The sequence below is a fragment of the Aeromonas sp. 603079 genome, from assembly GCF_049172135.1.
GTDB classification, from domain to species: Bacteria; Pseudomonadota; Gammaproteobacteria; order Enterobacterales; family Aeromonadaceae; genus Aeromonas; species Aeromonas veronii.
Genome location: NZ_JAAKPX010000008.1, coordinates 60,961 through 74,617 on the forward strand (window position 1 = coordinate 60,961; position 13,657 = coordinate 74,617).

Annotated in this window: 15 protein-coding genes and 1 tRNA gene; 10 read left to right on the forward strand and 6 right to left on the reverse strand. The window is 59.7% G+C overall.

The window, feature by feature from the left end; genetic code table 11:
- The first annotated feature begins 237 nt into the window (after positions 1-237).
- The 4 genes from G5287_RS07575 to G5287_RS07590 are packed head-to-tail and all read left to right on the forward strand — an operon-like array spanning position 238 to position 2,979.
- On the forward strand, positions 238-933 hold the full coding sequence (locus tag G5287_RS07575; protein WP_227341773.1) for a DUF969 domain-containing protein: 696 nt from the start codon (positions 238-240) through the stop codon (positions 931-933).
- Positions 933-1,856 carry a DUF979 domain-containing protein gene (locus tag G5287_RS07580; protein WP_421212409.1) on the forward strand — a complete coding sequence of 308 codons (924 nt, stop codon included), beginning with the start codon at positions 933-935 and terminating at the stop codon, positions 1,854-1,856. Before G5287_RS07575 ends, G5287_RS07580 begins: the two co-directional genes overlap by 1 nt.
- A 14-nt stretch (positions 1,857-1,870) precedes the next feature.
- Entirely contained in the window at positions 1,871-2,518 is a 648-nt protein-coding gene (gene pcp / locus G5287_RS07585) for a pyroglutamyl-peptidase I (RefSeq protein WP_254204228.1), read from the forward strand.
- Entirely contained in the window at positions 2,515-2,979 is a 465-nt protein-coding gene (locus G5287_RS07590) for a gamma-glutamylcyclotransferase family protein (RefSeq protein WP_042657314.1), read from the forward strand. The genes pcp and G5287_RS07590 overlap by 4 nt, the downstream gene beginning before the upstream one ends.
- 65 nt (positions 2,980-3,044) lie before the next feature.
- Here the strand turns inward: G5287_RS07590 and G5287_RS07595 are convergent, their stop codons facing one another.
- Together G5287_RS07595 and G5287_RS07600 are read right to left on the reverse strand one after the other, a co-directional pair.
- Complete coding sequence (locus G5287_RS07595) at positions 3,045-4,937, reverse strand: methyl-accepting chemotaxis protein (protein WP_421231113.1); 1,893 nt, start codon at positions 4,935-4,937, stop codon at positions 3,045-3,047.
- 207 nt (positions 4,938-5,144) lie between these two features.
- Complete coding sequence (locus tag G5287_RS07600) at positions 5,145-5,642, reverse strand: lactoylglutathione lyase family protein (protein WP_005339743.1); 498 nt, start codon at positions 5,640-5,642, stop codon at positions 5,145-5,147.
- A 100-nt stretch (positions 5,643-5,742) separates the two neighbouring features.
- Here G5287_RS07600 and G5287_RS07605 point away from each other — a divergent pair, with 100 nt between their 5' ends.
- Positions 5,743-6,615 (forward strand): LysR family transcriptional regulator, encoded by an 873-nt coding sequence (locus G5287_RS07605; protein WP_421231114.1) that lies wholly within the window; start codon positions 5,743-5,745, stop codon positions 6,613-6,615.
- Positions 6,616-6,759: 144 nt separating this feature from the next.
- Here the strand turns inward: G5287_RS07605 and G5287_RS07610 are convergent.
- A tRNA-Trp gene (locus G5287_RS07610) sits at positions 6,760-6,836 on the reverse strand.
- A 201-nt stretch (positions 6,837-7,037) separates the two neighbouring features.
- Here G5287_RS07610 and G5287_RS07615 point away from each other — a divergent pair.
- The 5 genes from G5287_RS07615 (at position 7,038) to G5287_RS07635 (ending at position 9,947) form a co-directional block, all read left to right on the forward strand.
- Positions 7,038-7,580 (forward strand): hypothetical protein, encoded by a 543-nt coding sequence (locus tag G5287_RS07615; RefSeq protein ID WP_368171129.1) that lies wholly within the window; start codon positions 7,038-7,040, stop codon positions 7,578-7,580.
- Between the two features lie 99 nt (positions 7,581-7,679).
- Positions 7,680-7,874 carry a hypothetical protein gene (locus G5287_RS07620; RefSeq protein ID WP_421231115.1) on the forward strand — a complete coding sequence of 65 codons (195 nt, stop codon included), beginning with the start codon at positions 7,680-7,682 and terminating at the stop codon, positions 7,872-7,874.
- Positions 7,855-8,775, forward strand: a complete 921-nt coding sequence (pyrB, locus tag G5287_RS07625; RefSeq protein WP_005339735.1) for an aspartate carbamoyltransferase — start codon at positions 7,855-7,857, stop codon at positions 8,773-8,775. The genes G5287_RS07620 and pyrB overlap by 20 nt, the downstream gene beginning before the upstream one ends.
- A gap of 15 nt (positions 8,776-8,790) precedes the next feature.
- Positions 8,791-9,255, forward strand: coding sequence for an aspartate carbamoyltransferase regulatory subunit (pyrI, locus tag G5287_RS07630; RefSeq protein ID WP_005339730.1), 465 nt, complete (start codon positions 8,791-8,793; stop codon positions 9,253-9,255).
- A 200-nt stretch (positions 9,256-9,455) separates the two neighbouring features.
- Complete coding sequence (locus tag G5287_RS07635; RefSeq protein WP_005339728.1) at positions 9,456-9,947, forward strand: arginine repressor; 492 nt, start codon at positions 9,456-9,458, stop codon at positions 9,945-9,947.
- Positions 9,948-10,079: 132 nt separating this feature from the next.
- On the opposite strand, the gene G5287_RS07640 is transcribed toward G5287_RS07635, so the two are convergent.
- The 3 genes from G5287_RS07640 to arcC all read right to left on the reverse strand — a co-directional run bounded on the left by G5287_RS07640 (position 10,080) and on the right by arcC (position 13,620).
- On the reverse strand, positions 10,080-11,486 hold the full coding sequence (locus tag G5287_RS07640; protein ID WP_005339725.1) for a YfcC family protein: 1,407 nt from the start codon (positions 11,484-11,486) through the stop codon (positions 10,080-10,082).
- A gap of 123 nt (positions 11,487-11,609) precedes the next feature.
- Positions 11,610-12,614, reverse strand: coding sequence for an ornithine carbamoyltransferase (argF, locus tag G5287_RS07645; RefSeq protein WP_021231476.1), 1,005 nt, complete (start codon positions 12,612-12,614; stop codon positions 11,610-11,612).
- Between the two features lie 79 nt (positions 12,615-12,693).
- On the reverse strand, positions 12,694-13,620 hold the full coding sequence (arcC, locus tag G5287_RS07650; protein ID WP_005339719.1) for a carbamate kinase: 927 nt from the start codon (positions 13,618-13,620) through the stop codon (positions 12,694-12,696).
- Positions 13,621-13,657 lie beyond the last annotated feature (37 nt).

Sequence of the window (13,657 nt, forward strand, 5' to 3'; positions counted from 1 at the left end):
ATTTATTGTCGCCAGGCTCCCCAAAATAATCTGAATGAATGATTAGGGGGCAACAAAATAGCCTGGACGGTGCAGGACTCACCATTTACCAACGAACGATAAACCGACAAAAAGCCCCAACAAGAAACCAATCGAATCCCTTTTTGGGGATTTTTTGTTGCCATCGCAGTAACCAGATGATAAACAGCTCGGCCACCCCAAAATGCATATAAATATTCACTTTAACGAGGTGATTAATTGGAATTTATTAAATTAAGCGGAATTCTTATTATTTTATTGGGATTTTATTTCAAACTCGACACTCTGGCCGTCGTACTGGTGGCCGCCGTCACCACGGCGCTGGTCTCCGGCCTATCCATGACCGATTGCCTCTCCCTGCTGGGTGAAGCCTTCGTCTCCAACCGCATGGTGACGCTGTTTCTGCTGACCCTGCCGATGATCGGCATCTGTGAACGCTACGGCCTCAAACAGCAGGCAGTCACCCTGATCGAGCGGATCAAGAAACTCACCCCGGGCAAGTTCATGACCCTCTATATGTTTATCCGCGAACTGGCCGGCCTCTTCTCGGTGCGGGTTCAGGGTCACACCCAGTTTATTCGTCCGCTGGTCAACCCTATGACTCAGGCTGCAGCTACCAAGGTGCACGGCAAATTAAGCGAAGAGGATGAGGAATATGTCAAGGCGCGGGTTTCCGCCACCGAAAACTACGGCAACTTCTTTGCCCAGAATACCTTCGTCGCCTCAGCCGGGGTATTGCTGATCGTCGGTACATTTGAATCTCTTGGATATAGCGTCTCTGCCGTCGATATTGCCAAGGCATCCATGCCAATAGCCATTATTGCCCTGCTGATGGTGGCTATTTCCAATATGTGGTTTGACCGCCAGATGGCCAAGACATATACCGTGAGCAGCGACAAGGAGGGGCAACAATAATGGCGACTCTCATCCCCAACATGCTCGAATTCTTTTATGTGCTGATCGGCGTCATCCTGTTCAGCAGCGCCTGGCGCGTCCTGCGTGACCCCAGCCACCCGGCCAAGATCGGCACCGCCCTGTTCTGGACCATCCTGGGTGTGCTGTTCGCCTTCGGCAGCTATATCCCCAATGTCATCAATGGCGTGCTGATCCTCGCCATGGGGGCCATCACCCTGCTCAAGCAGGTGAAGATCGGCAAGCTGGAGCAGGCGAGCGAGGAGGAGTCCCAGCGCCACGCCAACCGCATCGGCAACCGGATCTTCCTCCCCTGCATCCTGCTGGCCGTGCTGGCGGTGGTGATCGCCCAGTTCACCCCCCTTGGCGGTCAGGTCGGTATCGGTCTGGCGGCGGTCATCGCCTTCGTCATCACGGTACTGCTGACCCGGGCCACCCCCTCCACCGTAGTGGGTGACTCCGACCGGATGATCCAGCAGGTCGGCATCACCGGCATTCTGCCGCAACTGCTGGCTGCGCTCGGGGTGATCTTCAACACATCCGGCGTCGGCGATGTCATCTCCCACGGGATCTCAACCGTAGTGCCGGTCGGCAGCCCCTTCGTCGGGGTGGTGGCCTACTGCCTCGGCATGATGGTCTTCACCATGATCATGGGCAACGCCTATGCCGCCTTCACGGTCATCACCGCCGGCATCGGCATCCCCTTCGTCATCGCCCAGGGCGGTGACCCGGTGGTGGCCGGGGCGCTGGCGATGACCGCCGGCTTCTGCGGCACCCTGATGACCCCCATGGCCGCCAACTTCAACGCCCTGCCCGCCGCCCTGCTGGAGATGAAGGATCTCAACAAGGTGATCAAGGTGCAGGTACCGATGGCGCTGACGCTGGTGCTGATCCATATCGCCCTCATGTATTTCTGGGCATTCTGACCATTCGGGAGAAGATGATGAAAGTACTGATTACCGGTTTTGACCCCTTCGGCGGCGAACCCATCAACCCGGCATGGGAGGCGGTCAAACGCCTGCCAGAGACCATTCTGGACGCCACCGTGATCAAGGCGCAGATCCCCACCGTCTTTGGCAAGTCAGCCACCCTGCTGGCGGAGCTGATGCGTCAGCACCAGCCCGACGTGGTGATCAACGTCGGACAGGCGGGCGGTCGCTTCGCCATTACCCCGGAGCGCATCGCCATCAACATCGACGATGCCCGTATCCCCGACAACGAGCAGCAGCAGCCCATCGACGAAGTGATTCAGGCCGATGGCGCACCGGCCTACTTCTCCCGTCTGCCCCTCAAGGGGATGGTGCAGCGCATCAAGGAGAACGGCATTCCGGCGGCGGTTTCCAACACCGCCGGCACCTTCGTCTGCAACCACATCATGTACCAGCTGCACTACCTGATTGAGAAAGAGTTCCCGGCGGTGCGCGGTGGCTTTATCCACGTTCCCTACATCACCGAGCAGGTAGCGGACAAGGTGAACCAGCCCTGCCTCGCCATGAGCGAGATTACCCGCGCGCTGGCGCTGGCCATCGAGGCGGTGGTGCTGCAGCAGGATGGCGATATCAAGGTCGTGGGCGGCGAGATCTCATGAGCCTTTGCCAGCCACGCCCGCTGTTCGTCTACGGCAGCCTGATGGACGGGCTGTTCAACTACCGCCGCTATCTGGCTCACCACGTGAGCCAGACGCCCCGGCGCGCTCGGGTGCGCGGCGCTCTCTATCACCTGCAGCACAAGGGCTACCCCGCCCTGCTGCAGGGGGATGACTGGGTCTATGGCGAGCTGTTTGTGCTGGACGACTTCCCTGCCGCCATCGCGGCGCTCGACGAGATGGAGAACTTCCACGGCGAGGATGATCCCCAGAGCGAATATCTGCGCCAGCTCATCGAGGTGGAGATCTTCGACCCGGCGCAGGGGCGTTATGTCGGCCAACAGCAGGCCTACCACTACCGCTACGTAGTGCAGCACGATCCCAGGTGGCAACAGGGCAAGCACTACCTGCCCGACGGCAACTGGCGCGCTTTCCATCTGGCGCAACTGGAGAGCGCCGCCTGACGGTCAGCGACAATAACAAAGGGCAGCCCGCGGGCTGCCCTTTTTCATGGAAGATGGCCTGAGGATCAGAGCCGGAAGCGGCCGATCTCCTGCTCCAGCCGCTCGGTCAGCGACTTGAGTTCGGCCGCCTGCGCCGCCTCGTTGCCCGCCTGCTCGGCCAGCTCTTGCGAGACGTGGCGGATATTCTCGGTATTGCGGCTGATCTCGCCGGTCACTGAAGTCTGCTCCTCGGCCGCCGCGGCGATCTGGGTCGCCATGTCGCTGATGGAGCCGATCGCCTCGTTGATCCGGGCAAGGCTCTGGTTGGCCGCTTCCGCATCCTCGACGCTGGTACCCGCCAGCTGACGGCTGGTCTCCATGCCACCCACGGCGCGACCGGTGGTCTGCTGCAGGGTCTCGATCATCTGCTGGATCTCGTCGGTGGAGTCGTGGGTACGGCGCGACAGCACCCGCACCTCGTCCGCCACTACCGCGAAGCCTCGGCCCTGCTCACCGGCCCGGGCCGCCTCAATGGCGGCGTTGAGCGCCAGCAGGTTGGTCTGCTCGGCGATGCCGCTGATGGTCGCCAGAATGCCGCTGATCTTCTGGGCATGGCTGTCGAGCTCATTGATGATCTGGCTGGCATCGGCCACTTCGTCCGCCAGACCGGTAATGCTGCGCTGACTCTGGCCAACCTGGGATTGACCGGCGACCGCCAGTGCAACCGCATCGGTGGCGGTAGTGGCGGCAAACTCGGCGTTACCGGCGATCTCTTGGGTAGCGGAGGCCATCTCGGTCACCGCGGTCGCCACCATCACGATCTCGTCCTGCTGCTGGCGCACCCGCTGACTGCGAGCCTGCGCCCCGGCCGCCTGGGCACGGGACTGGGCCGCCAGCTCGACGGTCACATCGCGCAACCGGCTGACGATGCCGTGCAGCCGCGCCACGAACTGGTTGAAGTTCTGGGCCAGCTGACCCACCTCATCCTTGCTGTGGGTGTTGATGTGAACGGTGAGATCCCCCTCACCGTGGGCGATGTCGTGCAGGGCGTGCGCGACCCGACCGAGATCGGCGAACAGGTATTTGAAGGTGGCGGTGAGCAGGGCGCTGAACACCAGCATCAGCACCAGGGTCAACCCCACCAGCTCCCACAGCAGACTGCTGAGCGGCGCCTCCAGCACATCGCGATACATCACCATGGCCAGCAGCCAGTCGGTGCCCGGCACCGGTTGTACCGCCAGCAGTACATCCCGCCCGTCGAGGGTGGCGGCGTGCAGCTCGCTGTTTTCGCGGCCCCACTGCTGGAAGGTGGCGGCAGAGAGCCCCGGCGCCAGCTCGGCGATGGGCTTGAGCGCCAAATCCTTCTGCGGATGGCCGACGATGAGGCCGCTGCTGTCGAGCAGCATGGCATAGCCTTCACCCTGCACCTTCATCGCCAGTACTTCGTCGATCAGCTTGTCGAGCGCCAGGTTGGCCCCCACGGCACCGACCAGCTCGCCCTGATGGCGTACCGGCTCGGAGAGGGTGACCACCAGCTTCTGCATGGTGACGCTGACATAGGGGGCGGTGACGATGAGCTGACCCGCTTTCACCGCATCCTGATACCAGGGGCGCTCCCGCGGGTCATAGTTACCGGTGTTGAGGGAGGGATCCTGCCGGGTCATCACCCCCTGCGCGGAGCCAAAATAGGTGAGACCGAACCCACCGGAGGTGTAGGCCTGCTTCAGGTGCGGCACCAGCTCGGCTTGGGGGTTATCGCTGATCAGGTTGACCAGCGCATGGACGGTGTTCTTGCGATCCGTCATCCAGTCGCCGATGGCGACCGAGTAGGCGTGGCCATAGTTGACCGCCTCGCTCTGGATGGCGCTCATGGTGCGGGATTTTAGGGTGTGAAAGGCAACGATGCCGAGCAGTGATGCCATCAGCAGCACTACGCCAAGACTGGTGGCCAGCAGCTTGCCGCGCAGAGAGAGGGTCATGACGACGAATCCTTGTTGTTGTGTCAGGCAGGGAAAACCCTGATGTATCAAAGGCTATCGGCCGCAATATGAACAGACTTTAGTGAATCTGTATATTTTCCCATCTATCAACAACAGAACGCGCTATTCTTGTGAAGCAGATCGCTATTCCATGCTGCTGACTCTTGTAACAACAAAGCAGCAGGCCGCCCGAAGGCGGCCTGTCACTTACCCCTGATATGCACCGGCGGAGTAGGTCAGCTCATAGCTGTGGCTGTAGATCTCGACAATATTGCCGAAGGGATCTTCCATGTAGACCATGCGGTAGGGCTTCTCACCCGGGTAGTACTCGCGCACCGGCATCCGCTGCTTGCCGCCCGCCGCGACGATGCGCGCCGCCAGCCCCTCGACATCCGGATCCTGCACGCTGAAGTGGAACACCCCGGTCTTCCAGAATTCGAAGTTGTTCTCACGGCGCTCGCTGTTGGGGAACTCGAACAGCTCGATGCCAATCTTGTCGCCGGTAGAGAGGTGGGCGATGCGGAAGGAGCCCCAGCCCGGACCGAACACGTCGTTGCACATCACGCCGATGGCGGAGTCATCCTCGGTGATGGTGGTCGCCGGCATGATGAGATACCAGCCCATCACCTTGGTATAGAACTCGACTGCCTTGTCGAGGTCAGTCACCGTGATGCCGATGTGGGAGAAGTTGCGCGGGTAAGTCATAAGTCACCTTGAAATTGTGTGTGGGAAACAGGTGACATGATAGGAAGAGGCGCCATAATGAAAAATAAGGTCAAACTAATGGAAGGCATAAATTAAATTTATGGTTAATCCACTCTGGCTCCACACCCTGGTGGTGGTGCATGAAACCGGCAGTTTTACCCGCGCCGCCGAACGGCTGGATCTCACCCAGGCCGCCGTCAGTCAGCATATCTCGCGCCTCGAGGCCGAATTTGGCCCCCTGCTGCTGCGCAAGCCCCGTCAGCTGGAGCTCACTCCACGCGGGCTGGTGCTGCTCGACTTTGCCCGCCAGCAGGCGCAGGCAGCCGAACAGCTGCGAGCGCGCCTCTCGGACGATGACCCTCACCGCGGCGCCATCACCCTGTCCACCCCGGGCAGCATTGGTCTGCTGCTCTATCCCCTGCTGCTCGACCAGCAACAAGAGCACCCCGGACTCACCATCCAGCACCGCTTTGCCCCCACCCCCGACATAGTGCAGGCGGTACTGGCGGGGCGCAGCGATCTGGGACTGGTGGATCAGCCGCCTGAACACCCCAGCATCGCCGCCGAGCCCTTCGCCCGCGAACCCCTCTGCCTGGTGGTGCCCAACGATGGCGAGGAGCAGAGCTGGCAGCACCTCTGTCAGCTCGGCTTTATCGACCACCCGGATGGCCGCAGCATGGCACAACGCCTGTTGGGACGACGCTACCCCGGCCAGCGCGTTGACGAGCTCCCGCAGCGCGGCTTTACCAACCAGATCGGCCTGATCCTGGAGCCGGTCGCCCGCGGCCTCGGTTTTACCGTGCTGCCCCGCTTCGCCGTCACCGCCTTTGCCCAACAGGAGAAGATCCGGGTGATCCAAAGCAGCATTGAAGTGATCGACACCCTCTGGCTGATCTACCGCGCCGAGTGGCCACTCCCCGCCCGCCACCAGCGGCTGGTCACCGTCCTGAAACAGCGGGTTGCAGCACACTGAACGCTCTTGCGGCAGACATAGAGATCAATGTGGCCACAGTCACCGAGAGCTAGCGGCAAGAAGGAGAAGAGAAAGGAGAGAGGGATAAATTGGCGAACGCCGGAAATGCGAAAGGCCAGCTCAATGAGCTGGCCTTTCTGAAAATGGCAGGGGCGGCAGGACTCGAACCCGCAACCATCGGTTTTGGAGACCGCTGTTCTACCAATTGGAACTACGCCCCTGCAACAAACGAGGCGTAGTATACAAAGCGGGTTTCAAAGGTAAAGGCTTTTTTCACACTTTTAATGCGATTGCACAAATCCCGAACAAGTCGCGCTTGTTTGTGCAGCAAAGCGGGATAACTTGCTGTATTTGCAGCCCTGCCGGGGTAGGAATAGGACATAAATGGGGGTAGGGTGAAATCAGGTACCGGGAGGCCACTTATGCTCAATTACCGACTGCTCCAACAACTGGCGCCCCTCAACTTCAGGGATGAACGCAAAACAGAGCCCCTGCCCGCCTATCTTGAACGGGTCGCGCCGCTGGTGCCCTTTATTCCTGAAAATGTGCTCTCACAGTGGATTTACCGCCATTGGCGCGGTTTTGAGTCCAACTGGAGCTTTATCGATCTCGCCAGCCATCAGTTCACCTGTGAAAGCTGGCCCACCGCGCAACTGGTAGAGCAGGTGGACTCCCGCCATATGGAGGTGATCGAGCGCTGGGGCGAGATGCTGCGCAGCAACCGTTATGTCCGCCGCTCCTGGCTCGGCGAGAAGATGCTGAGCGACGGCACTTGGCCCGAACCTGTCATCGTGCTGGTGCCGGAGGAGGGGGCCAGCTACCCGAACGGTCATCCCCTGCCCCGCCCCTACTGCCTGCTGGAAGGGCACCACAGACTCGGTTATTTGCGCGCCATGGCCCGCGATGGGGAATCGCTGCAAGAGACGCACAGAGTGTGGATTTGTCGTCATGTTTCCGCCACTTAAACGTTTTTCATACTGAAATTGGCATCGGAAATAAAATTTTGACAATTAAAAAAGCGGCCCTATAATCTGTCCGGTTTTGAAAAAGGTCGGGACGAAACGATGCAGTTTTTGATTCAGAAAACAGCCTTGCAGACGGGTGGTGCGCACCAGAGCGGCCCCGTTGTTTCCGGTTCCCACCCCAAAGATCCCCAGTTATTTTTAAAAAAAGCCCCTGCTTCAGGGGCTTTTTTTTGTGCCCGAAAAACCTCCAATGATGTCAAAGGGAATGCAGACGATGACCAATCCACTCTATAAGAAACATGTCATCTCCATTTCGGACCTGACCCGGTCAGAAATGGAACTGGTAGTCTCAACCGCACAACGGTTGAAGGCTGAACCTGACACCAGCCTGTTGAAAGACAAGCTGGTTGCCAGCTGCTTCTTCGAAGCCTCCACCCGCACCCGCCTCTCGTTCGAGACCGCGGTACAGCGCCTTGGCGGCAACATCATCGGCTTCGCCGACGGTGGCAACACCAGCGCCAAGAAGGGCGAGACGCTGGCTGACTCCATCAAGATCATCGGCTCCTACTCGGATGCGGTGGTGATGCGCCACCCGAAAGAGGGCGCGGCCCGTCTGGCCTCCGAGTTCTCCCGCGTGCCGGTCATCAACGGCGGCGACGGCTCCAACCAGCATCCGAGCCAGACCCTGCTCGACCTGTTCACCATCCATGAGACCCAGGGCCGTCTGGACAACCTCAACGTCGCCTTCGTCGGTGACCTGAAATATGGCCGCACCGTGCACTCGCTGGCCCAGGCCCTCAGCCTGTTCAACTGCCGCTTCTTCTTCATCTCCCCGGAAGCGCTGGCGATGCCGGACTACATCTGCGAAGAGCTGGAAGAGAAGGGCATCCAGTTCAGCGTCCACCAGACCATGGAAGAGGTGATGCCGGAGCTGGACATCCTCTACATGACCCGCGTCCAGAAAGAGCGCTTCGACGAGACTGAATATAAGCACATGGCTGCCAAGTTCATTCTGGAGCTGGCGACTCTGGAAGGGGCCAAGCCCACCATGAAGATCCTGCATCCCCTGCCCCGCGTCGACGAGATCGATGTAGCGGTCGACAAGACTCCCCACGCTTGCTACTTCCAGCAGGCGGAGAACGGGGTCTATGCACGCCAGGCGCTGCTGGCACTGGTACTGAACGAAACTGTCTGAGCTTAGGGGAATATCATGTCTGACAAGAACCAACTGCAAGTCGAAGCCATCCGTCACGGCTCCGTCATCGATCACATCCCCGCTGGCCAGGGCATCAAGATCCTCAAGCTGTTCCAGCTGGTCGAAACCCAGGAGCGGATCACCGTCGGCTTCAACCTGAAATCCGGTGCGCTGGGCAAGAAGGATCTCATCAAGATTGAGAACACTCGTCTGACCGAACAACAAGCCAACCAGCTGGCGCTGTTCGCCCCGAAAGCGACCGTCAACATCATCGAAGACTTCAATGTGGTGAAGAAGCACCAGCTGGAGCTGCCGGAGTTCATCGCCGGGGTGTTCCACTGCCCCAACTCCAACTGCATCTCCCATAACGAGCCGGTTGACAGCTACTTCCGGGTGCGCGAAGTGAAAGGCGTGGTGCGGATGAAGTGCAAATATTGCGAGAAGTCCTTCACTCAGGACATCGTCAGCGAGCGTTACTGATATCTGATTGGGCCCCGCGGGGCCCATTTTTGAACCCTGTCACATCACCGAATTTCCAGTCAGCTATAATTTGCCATCGCAAGATGGTAATGCCCGCTCATTCCCTGCATATAGATGGATTATCAGTGTTTTTGCCTGATAACTGACTGCTATGGCAGATATCGCGCGTTTACCTCCGGTCATCATCAAAGGAATTCGTCGTGGTCAAAACCCTCAGTCGTCCCGTTGCCCAAGAGCCCGATCTGGCCCAGCTGGATGCCTGTCGCCAGATCATCGGTCAGCACTGTTACAGCACCCAGGAAGAGATCCGCCGCGAGCTGTCGGAGCGCGGCTTTGCCGACATCAGCCAGTCCACCATCTCCCGCCTGCTGCGCCGTCTCGGCGTTGCCAAGGCACAGAATGCCAACGGCAAGAAGGTCTACACCCTGGTCGATGAGCAGCTGGAGCCCGCCGGCAGCACCCGCTCGATCCACGACATGGTGCGCGAAGTGGTACACAACCAGCAGATGGTGCTGATCCACACCACTCCGGGGGCCGCCACCGTGGTGGCCCGCCTGCTGGATCGCAACGCCAATCCCGAGATCATGGGCGCCGTCGCGGGCAATGACGTGGTGCTGGTCGCGCCGCGCCATATCAGCCGCACCCGTCAGGCCCATGCCGCCGTGGTGCGCACGCTGGCGCAGGCCCGCTAAGCTCTCTCCCCCAAATGCACTGAGGCGACCCGCGGGTCGCCTTTTTGTTGCTTGCTACTTTGTGTCCATCACTTCTTGCGCCTATAAAAAACGGGAGCCCGCAGGCTCCCGCTTCATCTTGCTTGTCATCCCTCAGGAGAGCACGGCGCCCAGGCTCAGGCAGACCACGATCAGCACGGTCAGGATACCGAGCAACGGAGCCACCCACTTCAGCCAGCGCACATAAGGCACCTTGGCGATGGCCAGACCGCCCATGACCACGGCGGAGGTCGGGGTCACCAGGTTCACCAGACCGGAGGCAGACTGGTAAGCAGTCACCACCAGATCGCGGCCCACGTTGGCGAAGTCGGCCAGCGGCGCCATGATCGGCATGGTCAGTACGGCCAGACCGGAGGAGGACGGCACCAGGAAGGAGAGCACCACTTCCAGCACGAACATCACGTTGATAAAGACGATGGTGGAGAGGCCGGTCACGATCCCTTCTGCACTGTGCAAAATGGTGTGAGTGATCATGCCGTTATCCATCACTACCACGATACCGCGGGCGATACCGATGATCAGCGCCACACCCAGCAGGTCGCGGGCACCGTCGATAAAGTTGGAGGTCAGCTCCTCTTCGCTCATGCGGGAGATGAGACCAACGATGATGGCGGCAGCCAGGAACACACCGGAGATCTGCGCCATCCACCAGCCCAGCACGGCCACCCCGTAGATCATCACGGCGAAGGCAGCGACGAAGATACCCAGCACGATTTTACGGGTCAGGGTGAACTCCAGCATCTGGTCACTCTTGTTGCCAAGGAAGTGGGCACGGTTCTCTTCCCACTTGTCAGCCACCAGAGATTTACTCGGATCGCTGCGCACCATCTTGGCGTAACGCATGACGTAGGCAACGCAGAGCAGCCAACCGGCGACCAACATGGCGACGCGCAGCCAGATACCATCAGTGAAGGAGATCCCGGCGGCGTTGGCGGCAATCACGGTGGCAAACGGGTTGATGGTGGAACCCAGAGTACCGATACCGGCACCCAGCAATACGGTTGCTGCAGCCACCACAGGGTCGAAGCGTGCGGCCATCATCACCGGTACCAGCAGGGTGTAGAACGGCAGCGACTCTTCGGCCATGCCGTAGATGGTCCCGCCTGCGGCGAACAGCGCCATCAGGATCGGGATCATCCACTCTTCCCGGCCGCGCAGGCGGTCGGTAACACGTTCAATACCGGCATCGATGGCACCTGTCTTGGTCACAATGCCAAGAAAACCACCGATGATCAGGATAAAGAGGGAGACGTCGATGGCGCCAGCCTCATAGGTGTCGTGGTTGTAGAGGCCATCGATAGGTGCCAGCAGCACGTCGACGATCCCCTGGGGATTCCCCTCCACCAGTTTGTAGGTACCCGCCACCGGCACTTCTTTGCCGAGGGCTTCGTTCATGGTCATTTCATATTTGCCGGCCGGCACTATCCAGCTCAGGGCGGCCACCAGGGCGATCAGCACAAACAGTATCGTGTAGGCTGACGGGAACTTGAATTTGGTCATGGTCCAGCTTCCTTCTGTGGGTGTGGTATCCATGCAGGCTGCGGGTTGTAGGGTTAGAGGTATTATGCCGCTGTCACATGGTCGAAAAGCCGGGGGTCGCCCCCCGGCACCACTACTGCGACCTTAGTCGCCCAGCGTAGCAACCATCACTGCCTTGATGGTGTGCATCCGGTTTTCGGCCTCGTCGAACACGATGCTGTGCTCGGATTCGAACACGTCCTCGGTCACTTCCAGGCCTTTCATGCCATATTTGTCAGCCACTTCCTTGCCCATGGTGGTCTCGTCGTTGTGGAACGCGGGCAGGCAGTGCATGAACTTCACATCCGGGTTCTTGGTGGCATTGATGACATCCATGTTGACCTGATACGGGGTCATCAGTTTGACGCGCTGATCCCAGGCTTCTTTCGCTTCCCCCATGGATACCCAGACGTCGGTGTAGAGGAAGTCAGCACCCAGCACGCCCTCTTTCACATCTTCGGTCAGGGTGATGCGTGCGCCGGTCTCTTCGGCGATCTGGCGGCACTTGGCAACCAACTCCTCTTCCGGCCAGAAGGCTTTCGGCGCGACCAGACGGATGTCCATGCCCATTTTGGCGGCGCCGACCATCAGGGAGTTACCCATGTTGTTGCGGGCATCACCCAGGTAGGCGAACTTGATTTGATCCAGACGCTTGCCCTTGCCGTGCTCCAGCATGGTCATGAAGTCGGCCAGGATCTGGGTCGGGTGGAATTCGTTGGTCAGGCCGTTCCAGACCGGGACACCGGCGTAGGCGCCCAGCTCTTCCACGATCTCCTGACCGTAGCCGCGGTATTCGATACCGTCATACATGCGACCCAGTACACGGGCGGTGTCCTTCATGGACTCCTTGTGACCGATTTGGGAACCGCTTGGGCCAAGGTAGGAGACCTGCGCGCCCTGGTCGAAGGCCGCTACTTCAAACGCACAGCGGGTGCGGGTGGAGGTCTTCTCGAAAATCAGGGCGATGTTCTTGCCGACCAGATGCTTGCGCTCGTAGCCACCGTATTTGGCTTTCTTCAGGTCGATGGCCAGGTCGATCATGTATTGGATTTCGCGCGGGGTGAAGTCCAGCAGTTTCAGGAAGTTACGGTTACGCAGATTAAAAGCCATGATGAGTTCTCTCTATATATGTTTCAGACCAGTTCGGGCAGTAGTGTTGACTACGCATTCTCAGTACAGATATCGGTAATTACGCATGTACGGTGCGGGTGGCGACGATATTGGTGCCGGCTTCACCCTTGAGGATGGCGAGGCCATCTTCCAGCGAGCCGATGCCGACCATGCCGCCGGTCGCTTTGACAAATTCACAGGAGGCTTCGACTTTCGGCCCCATGGAACCTGCATCGAACTTGACCCCGGCCAGCTCGTCCGGGCTGGTGACTCGCAGCGGACGCTGGGTCGGTTTGCCCCAATCCAGATAGACGGCATCGGCGTCGGTCAGGATCAGCAGGGCGTCGGCCTTGATCTGCTTGGCCAGATAGGCGGCAGACATGTCCTTGTCGATGACGGCTTCGATACCGGTCAGGCTCTGGCCATCCCAGGTCACAGGGATGCCGCCACCACCGGTACAGATGATGAGGTGGCCCTGGGCAATCAGGGTTTCGATGGCGTCGCCTTCGACGATGCGCTGGGGCAGCGGGGATGGCACTACGCGGCGGAAGAACTTGCCGTCAGCCTTGACCACCCAGTGCTTCTCTTCTGCCAGGGTGCGCGCTTCAGCCTCTTCGTAGACGGGGCCGATAAATTTGGTCGGGTTGGCGAATGCCGGATCCTTGGGATCGACCTGCACCTGAGTCAGCAGCGCGGTGACGTTGCGGCTCGGCATCAGGTTTTTCAGCTCTTGGATCAGCATGTAGCCGATCATGCCCTGGGACTCGGCACCCAGCACATCCAGCGGATAGGGGGATACCTTGGTGTAGGCGCTGTTTTGCAGGGCCAGCAGACCGACTTGCGGACCGTTGCCATGCACCAGCACCACGTTGTACTCCTGAGCAATCAGGGCGATAGTCTTGGCGGCTGTGGCGATGTTCTTGCGCTGGATATCCGCTTCCAGTGGCTCACCACGACGGAGCAGTGCATTGCCACCCAGAGCGACGACGACAGTTGGTTTTTTCATAGTGGTTAATCTCGAGTTTGGTTCTGTGTGGCGCCAG

Excerpts from the sequence above, each read along its gene's own strand:
- G5287_RS07580 (WP_421212409.1), top strand. The coding sequence starts at position 933 with ATGGCGACTCTCATCCCCAACATGCTCGAATTCTTTTATGTGCTGATC.
- pcp (WP_254204228.1), top strand. The coding sequence starts at position 1,871 with ATGATGAAAGTACTGATTACCGGTTTTGACCCCTTCGGCGGCGAACCC.
- G5287_RS07590 (WP_042657314.1), top strand. The coding sequence starts at position 2,515 with ATGAGCCTTTGCCAGCCACGCCCGCTGTTCGTCTACGGCAGCCTGATG.
- G5287_RS07595 (WP_421231113.1), bottom strand. The coding sequence starts at position 4,937 with ATGACCCTCTCTCTGCGCGGCAAGCTGCTGGCCACCAGTCTTGGCGTA.
- G5287_RS07600 (WP_005339743.1), bottom strand. The coding sequence starts at position 5,642 with ATGACTTACCCGCGCAACTTCTCCCACATCGGCATCACGGTGACTGAC.
- G5287_RS07605 (WP_421231114.1), top strand. The coding sequence starts at position 5,743 with ATGGTTAATCCACTCTGGCTCCACACCCTGGTGGTGGTGCATGAAACC.
- G5287_RS07615 (WP_368171129.1), top strand. The coding sequence starts at position 7,038 with ATGCTCAATTACCGACTGCTCCAACAACTGGCGCCCCTCAACTTCAGG.
- G5287_RS07620 (WP_421231115.1), top strand. The coding sequence starts at position 7,680 with ATGCAGTTTTTGATTCAGAAAACAGCCTTGCAGACGGGTGGTGCGCAC.
- pyrB (WP_005339735.1), top strand. The coding sequence starts at position 7,855 with ATGACCAATCCACTCTATAAGAAACATGTCATCTCCATTTCGGACCTG.
- pyrI (WP_005339730.1), top strand. The coding sequence starts at position 8,791 with ATGTCTGACAAGAACCAACTGCAAGTCGAAGCCATCCGTCACGGCTCC.
- G5287_RS07640 (WP_005339725.1), bottom strand. The coding sequence starts at position 11,486 with ATGACCAAATTCAAGTTCCCGTCAGCCTACACGATACTGTTTGTGCTG.
- argF (WP_021231476.1), bottom strand. The coding sequence starts at position 12,614 with ATGGCTTTTAATCTGCGTAACCGTAACTTCCTGAAACTGCTGGACTTC.
- arcC (WP_005339719.1), bottom strand. The coding sequence starts at position 13,620 with ATGAAAAAACCAACTGTCGTCGTCGCTCTGGGTGGCAATGCACTGCTC.